This is a genomic window from Acidiferrobacter thiooxydans, assembly GCF_003333315.1.
Classification (GTDB): domain Bacteria; phylum Pseudomonadota; class Gammaproteobacteria; order Acidiferrobacterales; family Acidiferrobacteraceae; genus Acidiferrobacter; species Acidiferrobacter thiooxydans.
Genome location: NZ_PSYR01000002.1, coordinates 352,236 through 369,154 on the forward strand (window position 1 = coordinate 352,236; position 16,919 = coordinate 369,154).

Consider the following 16,919-nt stretch of genomic DNA (forward strand, 5'->3'; position numbering starts at 1 on the left):
CTCTCCCAGGAGGTTCCGAGGCCGGCGGCAGTGCATCGCGCCGACCGCTTGACCTTATCGTCTACCGCAGGGTGTAAACTCTTCGATCGGAGGATAGGCAATGGTGACGATCGGGGTGTTGGCGAAGCGGGCGGGCATGGGTCTGGGTGCGAGGGCGTTGCGTTGCTACGATGCCCTTGGCCTCATCCAGCCGACCGGCGGCAGCGGTGGCGGATACCGAATGTATCGTGACGAGCACGTGCGGTGGCGGTGTTTCATGCGATGCGCCCCGGGGCTCGGCTGTGCGTGCGCTGAGGTCGCGGCTTCGTGGCAGTCTTGGGGGGCCGCGGGACACGCGCCGCCGATGTCTGGTATCTGACGCGCGCGACGCTGCGTGATAGCGATCGGCGCCTTCTCGGCCGCGAGCGCATAAAGCAGGGTTTGGAGCGCCTGAACGGGCGTCGTCGGGGCCAAGGCCCGGCCATGGAATGCCCGATCCCGGCGGCCTTGAATGCCGCCGCGGCCGACGGGGTGGCGCCATGAGCCGCGAGATCGAGTTCGCTGTCGCCGGCATGACGTGCGCGTCATGTGTGACGCGCGTGGAGCGGGCCTTGAAGGCCTTGCCAGGGGTTGAATCGGCGATAGTGAATCTCGCGACCGAGCGCGCCACGGTCATCTATGACCCGTCCACGACGACGCCCGCAGCCCTTGCCGAGGCCGTCCACGCGCGCGGCTACGATCCGGTCATGGCGGACATCGACATCGGGGTAGGGGGCATGACCTGCGCCTCCTGCGCCGGGCGCGTGGAGCGCGCCCTGCAGGCCCTGCCAGGCGTGATCGAGGCGAATGTCAATCTCGCCACCGAAGCCGCCCACGTCCATTATCTCGTGGGGGCCCTGGATGAAGCCACAGTGCGTGCGGCCATTCGGGCTACCGGCTACGAGCCGCTCGCCGGACCGGCGGCCGACGAAGACGAGCCCCGGGAGGCGCAAGATGAGGCCGCGGCGCGCATGCGTCGCGATGTCGAACGCGCGGCATTTTTGACTGTGCCGGTCGTGGTCTTGGCGATGGGACCGGTATTCGCGCCGGCATTCGGACGGATGCTGGTGCAGCTTGCGCCCACCGGCGTGTGGTCGTGGCTGGTTGCGGCGCTGACTGCCGTAGTCCTGTTCGGTCCCGGGCGCCGGTTCTTCCGCCCGGGTTGGATCGCCTATCGGCACCTCTCGCCGGACATGAACAGCCTGATCATGACCGGGACCGGGGCGGCGTTTGCCTACAGCCTGCTGGTGCTCGTCTGGCCGCAGGGTTTCCCGGCCACGGCGCGCCATCTCTATTTCGATTCGGCAGCGGTGATCGTGACGGTGATCCTGCTCGGCAAGTACTTGGAGGAGCTCGCCAAGGGCCGCATGGGAGCTGCGATCAAGCGGCTTGCGGGCCTACAGGCCAAGACCGTGCGCCGGGTCCGTGACGGTGCCGATGAGGAGGTGGCGATCGCCGATCTCAACGTCGGCGAGGTCGTACGGGTGCGCCCAGGCGAGCATGTCCCGGTGGATGGCCTGGTGCGCACCGGACAGAGCTACGTCGATGAATCGATGCTAAGCGGCGAGCCCGTGCCGGTGGCCAAGCGTCCCGGAGATCGGGTGACCGGGGGCACGATCAATCAATACGGGGTGCTGGAGGTCGAGGCCACCGGTATAGGCGCGGACACGGTCTTGGCACAGATCATCCGTCTGGTAGCGCGCGCGCAGGGCTCGAAGCTGCCGATTCAGGGCGTGGCCGACCAAGTGGTGCGGGTCTTTACGCCGCTGGTTCTGTTGGCGGCCGCCGTGACGTTTGCGCTGTGGTGGATTTGGGGGGGTGCGGGCGGGCTTACGACAGCGCTCGTGAGCGCGGTGGCGGTACTGGTGGTAGCATGCCCGTGTGCCATGGGGCTTGCCACACCGGCGGCCGTGATGGTCGGCACTGGGCGCGCGGCGGAATTGGGGGTGCTCTATCGTCGAGGCGAGGCCCTTGAGGCCTTGAGCCACGTCGATACCGTGGTTTTTGACAAGACTGGAACCCTGACGCGGGGGCGGCCCACGGTGACCGATGTCGTGACGAGGGACGTGAGCCGCGCGCAGCTGCTGGCGCTTGCCGCCGGCGTCGAGGCCGGTAGTGAACACCCATTGGCGCAGGCCATCGTACGCGCCGCACAGGAGGGGGGCGTGACCCCGGTCCCGGTCTCGGGGTTCGAGGCGCGGCCGGGATATGGGGTGACCGCCGAGGTCGAGAGTCGACACGCATGGATCGGCACTCGCCGGCTGCTGGCCGAGGCAGGCCTTGCGGCCGCGGATTGGGAGGGTGCCGCACGCGATCTCGAGGCCGCCGGCAAGACGGTGATATTTGCCGCTCACGGAGACGAGGTGCGCGGGCTGATCGCGGTCGCCGATGCCCTGCGACCGCAGGCACGCCAAGCTGTGCAGGCCTTGCAGGGACGGGGACTTGCGGTGGTGATGATCTCGGGCGATTCTGCGGCGGCGGTGGCGCGAGTGGCGCATGTCCTTGGGATTACGAGCCACCGCGCGGAGGTCTTGCCGGGCGACAAGGCGCAGGCCGTACGCGCCCTGCAGGATCAAGGACACAAGGTGGCGTTTATCGGCGATGGTCTGAACGATGCCCCGGCACTGGCACAGGCCGATGTCGGGATCGCGATGGCAAGTGGTACCGATGTCGCCATGGAAGCGGCCGATGTGACCGTGAAAGGTGAACTCGGGGCCGTGGTTACGGCCATCGACTTGTCGCGGCGTACATTGGGTACGATACGCGGTAATCTGTTTTGGGCCTTCTTTTACAATGTCCTGCTGATCCCGCTGGCCGCCGGGGTGTTCGATCCGGCCTTTGGGATTCGGCTGAACCCAATGCTTGCGGGCCTTGCCATGGGCTTCTCGAGCGTCTTCGTACTGACAAACAGCCTGCGTCTGCGGCGTTTCCGGGCGCCGTTATGGCACGATGATTCCGGGAACGAGGCGCCCAGGCTGACACCCGCGGCGCGGCGACCGTGAATCCAGGCGATATAGGGGCGACCGCGTCCCATGGATCCATAAACCGAACAGGAGCACGAGATGAGCATCACGACTTTGCGTATCACCGGCATGACATGCGGTCATTGCGTGGCAGCGGTCACCAAGGCCTTGCAAGGCGTGGCCGGTGTCGAGTCCGCGCAGGTGAACCTCGAACGCGAGGAAGGAGTGGTTAAAGGCAGTGCGCCGGTCGAGCGGCTGATCGAGGCGGTGGAGGGGGAAGGGTATCACGCCGAGGTGGTGCGAACGTGAGTCTGGTTGCGACGGTGCATGGCCGCATAGGCCCGCGACCGGGGCCCGGTGCTTTGGGTCGACGCGGGTGGCTGTGGCGCCGATTTATGATGGGGCTGGGCGAGGGGTATCGACGACCGGTCGGGGCCGCGTTCTGGCATGATCGCGAACCCTTGGCCTTGTGAGCCACGAGATCGGATGAATGAGTCGTGGATCTTTTGAAAGGAGGTGTTATGGCTGACAACGAGACACTGGATCTTGTCATTATCCTGATAACCGGACCGGAGAACCCAAAGCGACTGCCGTCGGCGTTCTTCTTGGCATCGACGGCCGCCGCCGGCGAGCAGAACGTTCTCATGTATTTCACGGGTCCCGCCACCGAGCTTTTGAAGAAGGGCGTGGCGGAGAATTTGTTTCCGCTGCCTGGTGGCAAGAGCGTCGCGGACTTCATGAAGCTCGCTGAAGACAACGGGGTGCGCATCATAGGCTGCGCGCAGTCGCTCGAATTGAATCATATGACGGCGGCCGATCTATCGCGGGAGATGCCGCTCTTGAGCCCGAGCGCGGCGCTGCCATCGTTGGCCACAGCCGGGAGAGTCCTGACCTGGTAGGTGCGACGCAACCGGGCCCTCCGGTGCGGCGAGAACCCATGGGTGTTTAAGGGGTATTGTCAGGCGTCACATCCGCCAGCAAGAGCGCGAGGAACGAACGGACCGCTGGCGATTGGTAAGGGGCTTCGGGCGCTGCGACATAGAGTGTCCAATGAAGCGCGGCGCGATCTGGCAAGGTGAGGACCTCGATGGGCCAATCAGGACGCTGGGCGACAATGCTTTGGGCCACAAAGCCTATGCCGGTGCCGGCCATGACCGCCGCGATGACGGCGTCTACGCTGCCGACTTCAAGTCGGAACGGCGCGTCTAGGCCGTGCGCGGCGAGCTCGGCCACGAGGGTCTCGCGCACCCCCGGGCCATCATCGCGCCAGATCATGGGGTACCGGAGGACATCGGACCAGGTGACACGTGTCGCACCCAGCAGGGGATGACCGGGGGCCACCACGCAGGCGATCGACTCCTTATGCCAGGAGCGCACGATGTAGTGGGGCGGGAGATGCCGGCGGTCGAGGTGGCCTTCCAAAAACAGCAGGTCCCAGTCCCCGTAGGCGGTCTGGCGCCCATCGGTAATACTCCCTTTTAAGTGTACGAGCACATCACTATGGCGGCGCTGGAAGGCCGCCACGCGTCTTGGCAGGAAATAGTGGGCGAGTGTGGGGGTGGCGGCGATTCGCAACGCCGCCCCCTGTAGGCGCCGGCGGCGTACGATCGTCTGGGCGGCGTCGTCGAGCGCCGCGCGCACCTTGCGCGAGGGCTCCAGCAGGGCCTTGCCGGCCGGCGTCAGACGAATGCCGCGCCCCTCGCGCCGATAGAGGGGTTCGCCGACTTGAGCACTGAGCTTTTGGAGGCGCTCGGAGATCGCGGGTTGGCCGCGATGCAAGATGTGCCCGGCTGCGGTGAGGCTCCCCTGTTCGGCGACGACGAGAAAGGTCAAGAGCTGATCGGCGTCTATATCCATCGGGTTTTCCGATACATGATGTCAATATAACCGATTTGAGCAGCGACGGCATGATCCTTACAATGCGCGCACTGTAAGGGGGCGGATGGGGTGGCAAGTCAAGAGGACAGGCCGGCGGCGATGGCAGGTGCAGGACCGCCACCCTTGGATCCATTCCGTTTCCTGGTCTTGAATCTCACATTGGGTATCGGTCATTTCCTGGTGCTCTTCAATACCGGTGCCTATCTGCCGATGATACCCTATGCCGCCGGGGCGTTTGGGCGCGCACCAACCTTTGGGGACTGGACCCAGGCCAATTTCTTTATCGCCATGGCCCTTGCCTTTCCGATCGCGCCGAGACTCGCGGGGCGTTTCGGCGAGGTCCATACCCTGGTCGGGGCATTTCTCGTGTTCGCGTTGTCGTCGGCAGTATGCGCCAGCACCGCGCATTTCTGGGTGTTTCTGCTGGCCCGCGGGGCTCAGGGCTTTTCCGGGGGCGTGACCGTACCCTTGTCGTTTCGCGCCATGCTGCGCCATTATCGTCCCGAGCAGCGACATCTGGGCCTCGTTCTCTGGGGCATCGCCGCGCTCATGCCGTTTACGCTCGGACCAACCCTGGGCGGTCTCTTGATTCATGAGGCTGGGTTTCGCGCACTGTTCATTCTCAATGTCCCGGTGGCCCTGGCGGTGGCGTTGTTATGTACCGTCGTGTTGTTTCATCGCGAGAGTGGATTGGTCGCAGAGCCGATGGATTGGGGCGGCCTAGTGCTGCTCGTGGTCGCGTTGGCCGGAGGGCTTTGGGCGCTCGATCTTGCCGAGGTCGGCGATTTTTGGCGATCGCCCAGGGTCGAGGCGCTGGCGTTCGTAAGTGTCGCTGCCGGGATTGCGTTCGCCGTCTGGGAGTGGCGGTGCACTATCCCTCTAGTCGATGTCCGGTTGTTTCGGCGTTGGAACTTCGCGATCGGGGCACTCGGGCTATTTGCGACCGCCCTACTGTTTCAGGGGCTCATGGCCATCTACGTCGTCCAGTACGAGGTGACGCTCGGCTATAGCCCGCTGTGGGTGGGTTTGCTGATCCTTCCCATGGCCATTTTCTCGAAGCTTGCCTCGGTCTTTACCCACCGCTGGATGACTCGTGTCGATCCGCGGCTCATCGGGTTTGTCGCGCTGCTTGGGATCGCCGCGACTTGCGACTTTGTGTCGTCATACAATCGCAGCGCCTCGTTCGAGGCCCTGCTCTGGCCGCAGGTGGCCGCTGGGATCTTCCTTGGTGGTCTGTTCCCCCGTTCGCCGCGATTGGCCTGTCGGGTCTCGCGGGGGCCGCCGAATGGCAGGCGAGTGCCGTGCTCAATCTGTCGCGCGTATCGGGACAGGCCTTCGGCGTGCCGCTGTTTGCGATTCTTTGGGAGGTGCGCGATATCGTGCACCGGCACTTTCTCGTCGAGGCGGATGTCGGCGCACGCCGACATGTCGCCGTGCTTCTGGGGTTGCTGGCCGATCACGGGCTTGCGCCGCGTGTTGCCCATGCCGTGGTGGCGCAGGCCCTCGACAAGGCGGCCGGGGAGCTTGCCTTGGGCGAGGTCTTTTATATCGCGATGTGGGGCTTTGTGGCGCTCGCGGGGCTCTGCCTTGTGGCGCGCCCGGTGCTGTTCGCCGAACGCGACGCCCCGGTACGGCTCGCCGCCCAGGAACTCGTCGAGCCATGAAGTCGAAAGGCCTCATTATCCCGATCGGGCTGGCGCTTGCCTCGTGCGCGCCGTTGCCGCCCAGGCCGCGGCCGGCCGTGATGTCGTGGCGGCCACATGGCGTCGTGCCCGTGGGGCATGTGGGCGCGGCCACGCCGCCGCTATGGTGGCGGGCGGTCGGCAGCCGACCGCTCGATGCGCTGGTGGCGGCGGCGCTGCGCGGCAACCCATCGCTCGCCGTGGCCGATGCGCGGGTACATGCGGCGGTTGCTGCGTGGCGTAAGCAGCGTGGCGGCCGGCATCTGCATGTCTCGGCTGCCGGCAGTTTGAGCGCCGAACACTTTTCGCAAGACGGGCTCCACGCCTCGGCCAATGGCCAAAGCGTCTTGTATGGCGAGGTCGATCCCCTCATCGCGCGCCTCCATATCACGCAATTTGGGCGCATTGATGAGGAAGTGCGTGCGACCTTTGGTGAGGTCCAGGCGGCCGCTGCCGATCGCGCCGAGGCGCGCCTCATTGTGACCACACAGATCGTGCGCACCTATTTCGCCGCCGAAGCGGCGCGCATGGAGCGGACTTATTGGCGAGCCGTGCGTCGCGATGCCCGCCGTCTGCTGGTCCTCGCGCGTCTTCGCCGGCGCGATGGCCTGAGCGGTACACGAACGGTATACGCAGATGAGGAGCGGCTCGATGTCGTGTCGCGGCGCTATCGTGAGGCCGCGACGGCGCTCGTGCGTCTGCGTAACAGCCTGGGGGCCTTGGCGGGTCGCGGGCCTGCATTCGCGCGGGCGGTGGTGCTTGGCGCCTTGCCGGCCCGGGGGCGGTTGCCGTTGCCGTCACGCATCCCGTTGGCGCTGGTCGCGCGCCGGCCGGATGTGGTCGCCGTGCGCCGGTTGGTGGCGGTGGCCGCGGCGCGTGTAGGCGCGGCGCGAGCGGCATTCTATCCGGACGTCAATCTGGCGTTTTTCGCGGGATGGAACAGCATTTCGTTGCGCGATCTCTTTGATCCCGTGAACCTGGCACGCGCCATCGGTCCGACCGTCACCTTGCCGATCTTCGAAGGTGGCACCTTGCGCGCACGCCTTGCCAGACAGGAGGCGACGTTTGTGGCGGCGCGCGCCCAATATCAGGGGACGCTCGTGGCGGCAGTACGCGAGGTCGCAGACGGCGTGGCGCGCCTGCAGGGGGAGCGCGATGATCTCGTGACCCAGGCGCAGGCCTTGCGGGCCGCGCAACGGCTGGAGGCGCGCGCGCAACAGGCGTTTCGCGCGGGGCTTACGAACCGCGCACCACTGCTGCAGGCCGATAGCGCTTGGTGGCAGGAGCGGGCCCGTCAGGTGGCATTACGCGCGGCGCGGGCGGCGACGTGGGCGCGGATAGAGGAGACGATCGATGGGCAGGGCGATTGAGGGCAAGGCGCATGCCCTGGGGACGCGCGGCGCGCGCGTGCGTTGGGCCGTGGCGCTGATCGTGTTGGTTGTGCTCGGCCTGTTTTTGTATTGGGTGCTCTATGCGCGGTTTTATGCGGGCACCGACGACGCCTATGTGACAGGCGACCTCGTGCCCGTCGATGCGCAGGTGACAGGGACCGCAGCCGAGGTCTTTGTGCGGCGTACCCAGTTCGTGCACAAGGGTGAGCGGTTGGCGCTGCTACAGGCTGACAGGAGCCATCTGGCCTTGAGACGCGCGCGGGCCGCGTTGGGGAGTGCGGCACGCCATGTACGCGCCCTGTTTGCGCGCGCCCGCGCCTTGCGCTGGCGTAGGCAGGCCTTGGAGTGGGATCGTGCACGGCTCATGCACGATCTCGCGCGTTATCAGCGATCATTGAGCGCAGGCGCGGTCTCGGCCATGCGCGTCGACGACACGCAACTGCGCATTCGCGCCTTGAACGCCGAGATCGGCGAGACGCGCGCACAATGGGATGGTGCCCGCGCGCTGGTACGCGACACGACCGTGGCCAATAACCCACTCGTGCGAGTCGCAATCGCGCGCCTCGAGGTCGCGGATCTAGCCTGGCAGAGGCGTGTGATTCGCGCCCCGGTATCGGGTTTTATCGGGCAGCGCACCGTGTATCCTGGTACTGAGATCCATGCCGGGCAGCGGCTTTTTACTATCGTGCCGCTCGATGACCTCTGGGTAGTGGCGAACATCAAGGAGACCCATATGCGCGATGTGCGCCCCGGTGACCGTGTCCGGCTTACGAGCGCCTACTACGGCTCGGGCGTCGTGTATCGCGGCGTGGTCCTGGGGCTTGCGCCGGGCGCGGGCAGCGCGTTTAGCATCCTTCCGCCAGACAACGCCACGGGTAATTACATCCATATCGTGGAGCGCGTCCCGGTGCGCATCGGCCTCAGGTCGTCGCAGTTGGCGGCCCATCCCTTGCGGCCGGGGCTTTCGATGACGGTGCGCGTGCGTGCCCACCAGCGCGGACGGTCGTTGTTGATGCCCTTGACGACTCGCGCCGGTAGCCATGACCAGACGCGCATCTATCGGCAGGAGCTACGTCGCGCGCAGGCGCTTGCGGCCCACATCCTGGCGCGGTCCGGCAAGCACCCGGCCGGCATGAAGGCGGCGACGGGCGATGGGCGCGCAAGTCGGGGGCAGGCGGCGTCTGCCGTTCAGGCCGTGCCTGCGCGCAGGCCACGCGTAGCGCCTGTTCATGGCGCCCGCCAAATCCGCTAGAATCGATTATCCTCAGCGCCGTAAAACCCCGCCATTCAGGGCGGGGATATAAGGCGCATCTGTCGTGTATCGGCTATAATTCCCGTCATGTTCCACGCCACAAAAATCCGCCTCTATCCTAATGTCGCACAGCAAGACCTCATCGCGCGGCAGCTGGGGTGTGTGCGCTTCGTCTGGAACAAGGCCCTGGATGTGAAGAAGGTGGCGTGGAGGGAGCGGCGGGAGTCGCTCTCCATCCATACCCTGATTACGATGCTGCCGGTGTGGAAGGCCAGAGACTATCCTTGGCTGAAGGAGGCCGACTCCCAGGCCTTGCAGATGACGTTGCGTCATCTGGATCGGGCCTATACGAACTTCTTTGCCCATCGCGCCGGCTTTCCCAAGTTCAAGAAAAAGCATGCGCCACGTCAGTCTTACGCCTATCCCCAGCGGGTGAAGGTCGAGGGCGATAAGGTCTTTCTCCCCAAGGTCGGCTGGGTGAAGGCCGTGGTCCACCGGGAGATCGCAGGCGCCATCAAGACCGTCACGGTCTCACGGTCTGCGACCGGCAAGTATTACGCGGCGGTGCTGACCGAGGACGGAAAGACCCTGCCGGAGCCGGTGCGGCCTGTCACGCGTGTCATCGGCATCGATCTCGGGTTGAACGACGCGGTCATTGCCAGCAGCGGCGCCAAGACCCCCAACCCCCGCTTCCTGCGCCGGTCCCTGAAGAACCTCCGGCGCAAACAGCAGTCGCTCTCCCGCAAGATCGAGGCCGCCAAGACCCGGTGTGCGGCGGCGGGTCGTCCCGTGGCCGATCTGCGGGACTATTTCGGCAACCACATCGCCAAGGATAGGCGACAAGTCGCGCGAGCGCATGAGCGGGTACGCTGTGCTCGCGAAGATTGGCAACACAAGGTGTCTCGGCAGTTGGCTGACGAAAACCAAGCGGTCTGCGCCGAGACCTTGAACGTGAAGGGGATGATGAAAAACCGGCGGCTTGCCCGCGCCATCAGCGATGTCGGCTGGTCGGGGCTTGTCACCAAGCTCGAGGCCAAGCTGAAGGCCCGGGGCGGGTATCTCATCCGCGTCGATCGCTTCTTCCCCTCCAGCAAGACCTGCTCTCATTGCGGAGCGAAAAACGCGGCCCTGACGCTGAAAGACCGGACGTGGACCTGTGCCGCCTGCGGCACCACCCACGACCGCGACGTGAACGCCGCGATCAATATCCGCCATCAGGGCATTTTGCAGTTAAAGGCCGCAGGACTGTCGGTCTCCGCCCATGGAGGCGGCGTAAACCCATCTCCTATCGGGATGGTAGCTGCCTAGGAAGTGGGAAGCTCCGGCCTCAAGGCCGGGGAGCAGTCACCGGTCGCACTTGGCGATCGTCCGGCGATCGTGCCGAGGCCCAGCTGGCCCGCAATGGCCCCTGGGATTGCGTGCGCCGTCTCGGGCACTGGCGAAAAAGGAGGGTTCGCGTGGGGGTAATGAGCAGGCTCGAAAGGCGCTTTGGGCGTTACGCCATCGCCAATCTTATGGCATACGTCGTGGGTGCCCAGGGTGTCGTGTTTTTATTGGCGCGTACACCCCAAGGCGCGCACATCATAGATAATCTGCGTTTTGACCCAATGCTGATTGCCCAGGGCGAGGTCTGGCGGCTTGTGAGTTTCGTCGTCATCCCGCCCTCGTTTTCGATATGGGTGTTTTTCATCCTCTATTTCTATTATCTGCTCGGCACCCGGCTTGAAGAAGAATGGGGCAACTTTCGCTTCAATGTCTACTACTTCAGCGGCGTTGCCCTCAGTATCCTGGGTGCCTTTCTGGCCGGGGCGAGCGCCACAGCCACTTACCTCAATCTCTCGATATTCCTGGCGTTTGCGACCATAGATCCCGAGTTCAGCATACTGTTGTTTTTCGTGATACCTGTGAAGGTCAAGTATCTCGCCTGGCTGGCGTGGTTGGCGGTAGCATTCACGGTCGTGTTTGAGCCGCTACCCGCCAAGATCATGGTGGGCGTGTCGCTGTTGAACTATTTTGCGTTCTTTGGCCGCGACCTGAAGCGCCGGGTCCGGGCGGGTATCGCTTTCGGCCCGCAACGTGGCCGGTTTCGCGCCAGTATCCGGGCCGGAGCCGCCGCCCCGATCCATCGCTGTACCGTATGCGGGGCAACCGAACAAGACGACCCGCGGCTCGAGTTCCGTTTTTGCTCGAAATGCGCCGGGTATCACGAGTACTGCCTGACACATCTGGGTGCCCATGATCATATCCGTTGATGCAAAGTACGATCCGGGTTCCGTGCGTACGACGGCGGTGAACGCGGTGCCCTTTAACCGTAATGGTCGTTGTCGCGTGTCCGTAAATAGAAGATGCGCAGAATGAACCAGAGGGCGATCTTGATGATGAGCAGCAGGACGACCATCAGGAGTACGCCGCGCACGCCTATGTCGATTCCAAAGACGCGAAACGCGAAATAGATGATGGCAGACGTGATCGGTGTGATACCGATCAGCCAATAGAGGGTCGACGCGCCGAATGTCTTTGTCGTCATGTCTGCCGATTCGTGGACAATCGCCTGATTTTACCAGGACAAGACCCGATTGTAGTCGAGATGCCGATCACTCGGCACTGCGCACGGATCCCGACAGGTGTTGCTAACACATCCGGCCCTGTCTTGAGTATTGGGCGTTACAGTGTTTGTGAGGGCGCCCCGGATCGGGCCCCTCCACAAGCCCATAGGGCACGATGGCGCAAGCCCCAGTGGGACAATGAGGCGCGCCATCAGCGAAGCCCCGGTATCTCTTTGCGACCGCGCGCACACCCCGACCCATCGCCCGCGATTCCGGGGCGGATAGGGCAGGGGCGCCGCCCTGGCAGGACTGCGGCGGTGCGGCCGCCCAGATTCCCGGGGCGGGAAGTCCCCGATGGGGCGTGAGCGCATAAGACGCGAAGTCCTGAGCGCTGCCATCTCCGCGATCCCGGGGCCAAGGCCGCCCAATAGGGTCCCCTAGGCCCTGCGGTTCGTCGGCTGCGATCGCGGTCAGAGCCCGGAGATCCCTCCTGAAGGCCAGCCCGCTGCGTGGTCCCGGGTGAAGTCATGATCCTATGCCCCTCTGCCTTATCCGCGACGGGGTGTGCGGTAGAGTCCTGGGGCGCTCGAGGTAGCGGTCGCCGCTCGAGCTTGTCGCGATTATACTGACGAGGCCACCGAGCGGTCAGGTACGAACCAGGGGAGGGGTGATGCGGTTAGGGGGACGAGGGTTGTTGGCGGCCGTGCTCGTATGTCAGTCGGCATGGGCGGCCCATCCCTGGACGCTTGGCAACATGCCCTCCTATTACCAGGGCCACTACGGGACGCGGCACACCATTGGGATCTTTTATGACCCGACCTACCTGCAGTATCGGACCCCGGGCCTGCGCGTGAAACTCACGGTCCCCTATATCTCGGTTGCCAATCTGCCGGTCGGCGCCAAGCTCACGAACGCCACCCTGGCGGCACGTACCCAAAGTGGCCGTACGACAAGCGCCAGCGGTCTCGGAGATATCTGGCTCGCGACCCATGTCACCGTGCTGCCCGAGCGGGGCCTAAGGCCCGCCGTCGTCCCCTATCTCAAGATCAAGTTCGGGACGGCATCGGTGCGCAAGGGCCTCGGTACCGGACGCAACGATTATGAACTGGGGGTCGGGCTCGATACCACGATAGGCACCAATGTGTTTCCGTTCGCCCATATCGGCTATCGCTTCGTCGGTAGTCCTCCAGGGCAAGGCCTACGGAATATCGCCACCTACGATGCCGGTGTCAGCATCGACACGACGGCGCGCAATGTCGTGACCGCCATGTACGCGGGCGCACAGTCGGAACAGGCCGGATACGCCGGCCCCTCGGATGCGATACTCGCCTGGAACTACGACGTCACGGCCGCCGGGAGTGGTGTGCAGGTGTATTTGGATAAGGGGTTGAGCCACGGCAGCGCGGGTCTTGGCGGGGGTGTGGGCGGACAGATCGTGTTCTGAGTCGGCCGTCTCACGGGCCGGAGGGTACGCCTGGGGCGCGCCAGCGGGGCGCGTGTCGCGGCTGGGATGCGCCGGCAGGTCGCGGGCGGCCGTACCACGAGCGTTCCCAGGACCTCGTATGCGCCTGCGGTATGCCGCGGGGCCGCGAGGTGATCAACGGGCCGCCTTCCGGTCCTGGAGATAGGCGCGCCAGCCGCCCCAGGCGGTGATATCGGTAAGGCCCTGTACCGCGACGGCCTCCGCGATGAAGCCCTTGACCGCGCGCTGGTCCGCAAGCATTACGGTTCCTATGGCCAGAGGCGCCGGCACCTCGGCGACCAGGGCCCCGAAGTAGCCGAGCGGGATGTCCCATATCTCGACCTCGATCGCGGAGCCGTGCGCCTCGCGCACCAGGCACGGTCGGGGCGGCGTGCCGGGGAGGGCGTAAAGCCGATAGCATGATGCGGTGCGCGTGCGTTCGCGGAACACCGCCTGGCGGGACGTCAATGCCCCGTTTAGCGGTAGGCCCCGCATATGGGCACCGACCACCGCCAAGGAGACGCTTGGGCACAAGGTGGGCAGGGCCTGGGGGGCGCGCGAGGGGAAGGGCCGGCCGGTCGCACCGAGCGGTGCATCGAGGTGACGTTCCAAGATCTGCCCGAGGGCCGCAAGCACCTGATCGTGCCATGCCGGGGCGATGAAGGTCACGCCGCTTGCCAGCCCATCCTCACGGAACGCCCCGGGGACTGCGAGCGCGCACAGATCGGCGAGGTTTACGAAGTTCGTATAGAACCCAAGCCGTGTGTTGCGACCCACGGGATCGCGGGTCATGTCGGCGATGGTGTCGATGGTGGGCGCGGTCGGGACGAGCAGGGCATCGAACCCACGCAGGGTTTGGGCGATGAGGGCGCTCAGGCGCGCGCGTTCGTGTTCGCCGTGAAAGGCGTCGCAGGCCGAGAAGTTCATGGCGCCGGCCAGTGCGGCGCGTACCGCCGGGTGAAGTGCCGCCGGCTGGCGTTCGAGAAACGCAGTAAGGGGCGCGATGCGCTCGGCCACCCATGGCCCCTGGTAGAGGAGATCGGCGAGGGCACGAAACGGTGCGAAGTCGATGGTCTCGATGCGCGCGCCCAGACTCTTTAAGGTCTCGACGGTGGTGGCAAATGCGCGCGCGGCCTGATGGTCCCCGAAAAACTCAAGGGTATCAGGGATGGCGAGTGTCATGGGGTCGCTGGGGCCGGGTGCGGCCCGTTGCGGGTCTTCGCGGGAGTATGGGTCCTCGGCATCGGGGCCGGCTACGATCGCCGCGATGTGCGCGGCATCGGCTACGGTGAGCGCAAACACCGAGACGCAGTCGAGTGTGCGGCAGGCCGGCACGACGCCCCGTGTGGACCACCATCCGCGGGTGGGCTTTAGCCCCACGATGTGGTTGTAGGCGGCCGGGACGCGTCCGGAGCCGGCGGTGTCGGTACCGAGCGCGAAGGGCACAAGGCCGCGCGCGACGACCGATGCCGATCCCGAACTCGATCCACCGGCGATATAGGCGGGATTCAAGGCGTTCGGTACTATCCCGTAGGGTGAGCGGGTACCGCTCAACCCGGTGGCGAACTGATCCATGTTGGTCTTGCCGATGAGGATGGCGCCGGCGGCCTGAAGGCGTGCCACCACCGGGGCGGTCGTCTGCGCGATATAGCGGAATTCCGGGCAGGCGGCGGTCGTCGGCCAGCCGGCCACGTCGATGTTGTCCTTGACCGCAAAAGGCACCCCGTATAAGGGCAGGGAGGCCGGACCGACCAGCGCGAGCCGTTCTTCAAGCGCGGCGAATTGGGCGGCGAGACGCGTGTTATCGCAGAGCGTGATCCAGGCCGGGTCATGCGCGGGGATCTGCGCAAGGTATGCGCTCAAGGTCGTGGGTGTGACCTCCCCGTTCCGATAGCCCTGTTGCCACTCGTCAATGGTCCAGCCTATGCAAGGCCCCGTCATCATCAGTGTTCCTGTTTGGGTCATATGAGCGACGCCTAGCAAGAACGGTGCCTGGACGGTTGGTAGGGGGGCTTGCGCGCCAGCGTGCCCCTTTTTAGGACGTTATCGGACGGGCTCGGTGACGACGTGGCGCCCGCGCGCGCCCTATTGTGGGGCAGACGGGCCGGGCCGGAGCGCGGGACCGTGGGAGCGGCCCAGCGCCATGGTGCCTTCTACCACTTGATGGACCACGAACCAATAGAGACCGACAGACCCGTTATGGTCGCATGAGAGAAAGTGTCGCGGCCGAACCCCAAGGCCCGGCTACAAGATCGCGCGGCACAGGAGGAAGGCGGGGATGCGGCCGGGGCTTGCGGCATGGCCGCCGGGCGAAGCGATGATAGTCCCGGCTCAGCGGCGCGTTAGCGGTATGGCGCGCTCGGCGCGCACAGCCGACACCGAACAAAGACGGAGCGGGATCGGCGACTCGCCCGTTTGACAGCGTGCCGTTTCCCAAGGCGCGACTGTCATCGACGCGGCCACGGAACAGGTTCGTGCCGGCAGGGCCGCCGCACGGGCGTGATTGCGCCTTGGCTTCGTGTGGTGGAGTCCGCCTGGGCGGCACCGGGCCGAAAGGCCGCGGTGATCGCGCCGGACGAAGGACCGACGACATCGGTGAAGCAAGGGATGGCTTCCTCTCTGACCGGTGCCCTCTTTCTTTGCACCAACCGCAGACGGGACTATGTGGATCCTCTATTGGGATCAGACCGGCTTGCGCTGTGGGTGCAACGTCTGGAGGGAAGCGGCGCCTGCTCTTTTTGGTTGAGTTCGTGCCCCGGTCATGAATCCGTTTTTGTCTACGAGGAACGCTATCGCGAACGGGCGCTCGGGCATCGGGTGCAGCGCGCCGACACGATGGGCATGAAGCCCGTGCCGGGCCAACCGGACACTTCATGACAGAAAGTCAATCAATATGTTAAGAAATGTTTCTTGAGAGGTTCATGGGGGGAGGGCCGCGTTCTCGCACGCGCTGTGGTATTGTCTGACGCGTCGATGCCATCGCCCGCTGGGAGCGGCGGACATGGCTGTCAACGTCAACTCAAGGGGAGGATCACGGTGGGGAAGGGGCGATCGCGAGCGGGACAGGCGGCGGACGTCGAGGGCGCGGGGGGCGGGCTGGCACTGTGGTTTACGGGACTGCCGGGGAGCGGCAAGAGTACGCTGAGCCGTGCCGTAGCCAGGGAGCTTGATGTCAGCGACCGGCGCATCGTGACGATACTCGATGGCGATATCGTGCGTCAGTTCCTCTCGCAGGGTGCGGGGTTCACGCGCCAAGACCGTTACGACAATGTATGTCGCATCGGTTATGCCGCGAGCCTGATCGTGCGCCACGGGGGTATCGCCGTGGTGGCGGCGGTCTCGCCGTACCGCGATGCCCGGGCCCGGGCGTGCGCGTTGGTCGAAGAGGCCGGCGGCGTGTTTCTCGAGATCCACATGGATACGCCGTTCACGGCCTGCGTGGCGCGCGACCCCAAGGGCCATTATGCGCGCGCCCTGGACGGCGACATGGAGTTGTTCACGGGTGTCGATGACCCTTATGAAAAGCCGCTTGCACCCGATATTCGCGTGCGTACCGAGATCGAGGATGTGGCCGCCGGGGTCAGGCATGTCATGGCTATCCTGCAGGAACGGCGCTTCCTGTATTCGGCGGGACACAAGACCACCGGCTGATGCGTAGCCCTCCTCGATGGGCACCGATCATGGATATCCGATAGCGCGCCCGTCGCGAGGAGAGGTACCCAAAAGG

General features: G+C 65.2%; 16 protein-coding genes and 1 pseudogene. 14 read left to right on the plus strand and 3 right to left on the minus strand.

From position 1 onward, the window contains the following. The first annotated feature begins 100 nt into the window (after positions 1–100). The 5 genes from C4900_RS17265 to C4900_RS08710 all read left to right on the plus strand — a co-directional run bounded on the left by C4900_RS17265 (position 101) and on the right by C4900_RS08710 (position 3,880). The gene (locus tag C4900_RS17265; protein WP_211306859.1) at positions 101–358 is read left to right on the plus strand and encodes a MerR family DNA-binding transcriptional regulator; all 258 of its coding nucleotides are present in this window, start codon (positions 101–103) and stop codon (positions 356–358) included. Continuing rightward, a complete protein-coding gene (locus C4900_RS16025) occupies positions 307–522 on the plus strand; it encodes a hypothetical protein (protein ID WP_170132456.1) in 216 nt (71 codons plus the stop codon). Before C4900_RS17265 ends, C4900_RS16025 begins: the two co-directional genes overlap by 52 nt. Next, complete coding sequence (locus tag C4900_RS08700) at positions 519–3,020, plus strand: heavy metal translocating P-type ATPase (protein WP_114282960.1); 2,502 nt, start codon at positions 519–521, stop codon at positions 3,018–3,020. Before C4900_RS16025 ends, C4900_RS08700 begins: the two co-directional genes overlap by 4 nt. A gap of 60 nt (positions 3,021–3,080) precedes the next feature. Further along, entirely contained in the window at positions 3,081–3,290 is a 210-nt protein-coding gene (locus C4900_RS08705) for a CopZ family metallochaperone (protein WP_065968873.1), read from the plus strand. 212 nt (positions 3,291–3,502) lie between these two features. Continuing rightward, complete coding sequence (locus C4900_RS08710) at positions 3,503–3,880, plus strand: DsrE family protein (protein ID WP_065968872.1); 378 nt, start codon at positions 3,503–3,505, stop codon at positions 3,878–3,880. Positions 3,881–3,926: 46 nt separating this feature from the next. Here the strand turns inward: C4900_RS08710 and C4900_RS08715 are convergent, their stop codons facing one another. Next, the gene (locus C4900_RS08715; RefSeq protein WP_065968871.1) at positions 3,927–4,838 is read right to left on the minus strand and encodes a LysR family transcriptional regulator; all 912 of its coding nucleotides are present in this window, start codon (positions 4,836–4,838) and stop codon (positions 3,927–3,929) included. A gap of 231 nt (positions 4,839–5,069) precedes the next feature. On the opposite strand from C4900_RS08715, the pseudogene C4900_RS17270 reads away from it, so the two are divergent. The 6 genes and pseudogenes from C4900_RS17270 to C4900_RS08740 form a co-directional block, all read left to right on the plus strand. Next, positions 5,070–6,041 (plus strand): annotated as a pseudogene (locus C4900_RS17270) (MFS transporter); the annotation flags it as partial. 119 nt (positions 6,042–6,160) lie between these two features. Beyond that, complete coding sequence (locus tag C4900_RS16270) at positions 6,161–6,523, plus strand: hypothetical protein (protein ID WP_211307026.1); 363 nt, start codon at positions 6,161–6,163, stop codon at positions 6,521–6,523. Then, positions 6,520–7,911 (plus strand): efflux transporter outer membrane subunit, encoded by a 1,392-nt coding sequence (locus C4900_RS08725; protein WP_114282961.1) that lies wholly within the window; start codon positions 6,520–6,522, stop codon positions 7,909–7,911. The genes C4900_RS16270 and C4900_RS08725 overlap by 4 nt, the downstream gene beginning before the upstream one ends. Continuing rightward, on the plus strand, positions 7,895–9,184 hold the full coding sequence (locus tag C4900_RS08730) for an HlyD family secretion protein (RefSeq protein WP_065971546.1): 1,290 nt from the start codon (positions 7,895–7,897) through the stop codon (positions 9,182–9,184). The genes C4900_RS08725 and C4900_RS08730 overlap by 17 nt, the downstream gene beginning before the upstream one ends. 87 nt (positions 9,185–9,271) lie before the next feature. Then, positions 9,272–10,492 (plus strand): RNA-guided endonuclease TnpB family protein, encoded by a 1,221-nt coding sequence (locus C4900_RS08735; protein ID WP_114282962.1) that lies wholly within the window; start codon positions 9,272–9,274, stop codon positions 10,490–10,492. A 149-nt stretch (positions 10,493–10,641) separates the two neighbouring features. Beyond that, the gene (locus C4900_RS08740) at positions 10,642–11,436 is read left to right on the plus strand and encodes a hypothetical protein (protein WP_065970603.1); all 795 of its coding nucleotides are present in this window, start codon (positions 10,642–10,644) and stop codon (positions 11,434–11,436) included. Between the two features lie 53 nt (positions 11,437–11,489). On the opposite strand, the gene C4900_RS08745 is transcribed toward C4900_RS08740, so the two are convergent. Then, a complete protein-coding gene (locus C4900_RS08745) occupies positions 11,490–11,711 on the minus strand; it encodes a hypothetical protein (protein ID WP_065970601.1) in 222 nt (73 codons plus the stop codon). Between the two features lie 689 nt (positions 11,712–12,400). Here C4900_RS08745 and C4900_RS08750 point away from each other — a divergent pair. After that, complete coding sequence (locus C4900_RS08750) at positions 12,401–13,174, plus strand: transporter family protein (RefSeq protein ID WP_065970599.1); 774 nt, start codon at positions 12,401–12,403, stop codon at positions 13,172–13,174. A 153-nt stretch (positions 13,175–13,327) separates the two neighbouring features. On the opposite strand, the gene atzF is transcribed toward C4900_RS08750, so the two are convergent. Beyond that, positions 13,328–15,133, minus strand: coding sequence for an allophanate hydrolase (gene atzF / locus C4900_RS08755; RefSeq protein WP_411675227.1), 1,806 nt, complete (start codon positions 15,131–15,133; stop codon positions 13,328–13,330). Between the two features lie 723 nt (positions 15,134–15,856). Here atzF and C4900_RS08760 point away from each other — a divergent pair. After that, positions 15,857–16,069, plus strand: a complete 213-nt coding sequence (locus C4900_RS08760) for a hypothetical protein (protein ID WP_170132488.1) — start codon at positions 15,857–15,859, stop codon at positions 16,067–16,069. 159 nt (positions 16,070–16,228) lie between these two features. Beyond that, positions 16,229–16,843, plus strand: coding sequence for an adenylyl-sulfate kinase (gene cysC / locus C4900_RS08765; protein WP_211306861.1), 615 nt, complete (start codon positions 16,229–16,231; stop codon positions 16,841–16,843). Positions 16,844–16,919 lie beyond the last annotated feature (76 nt).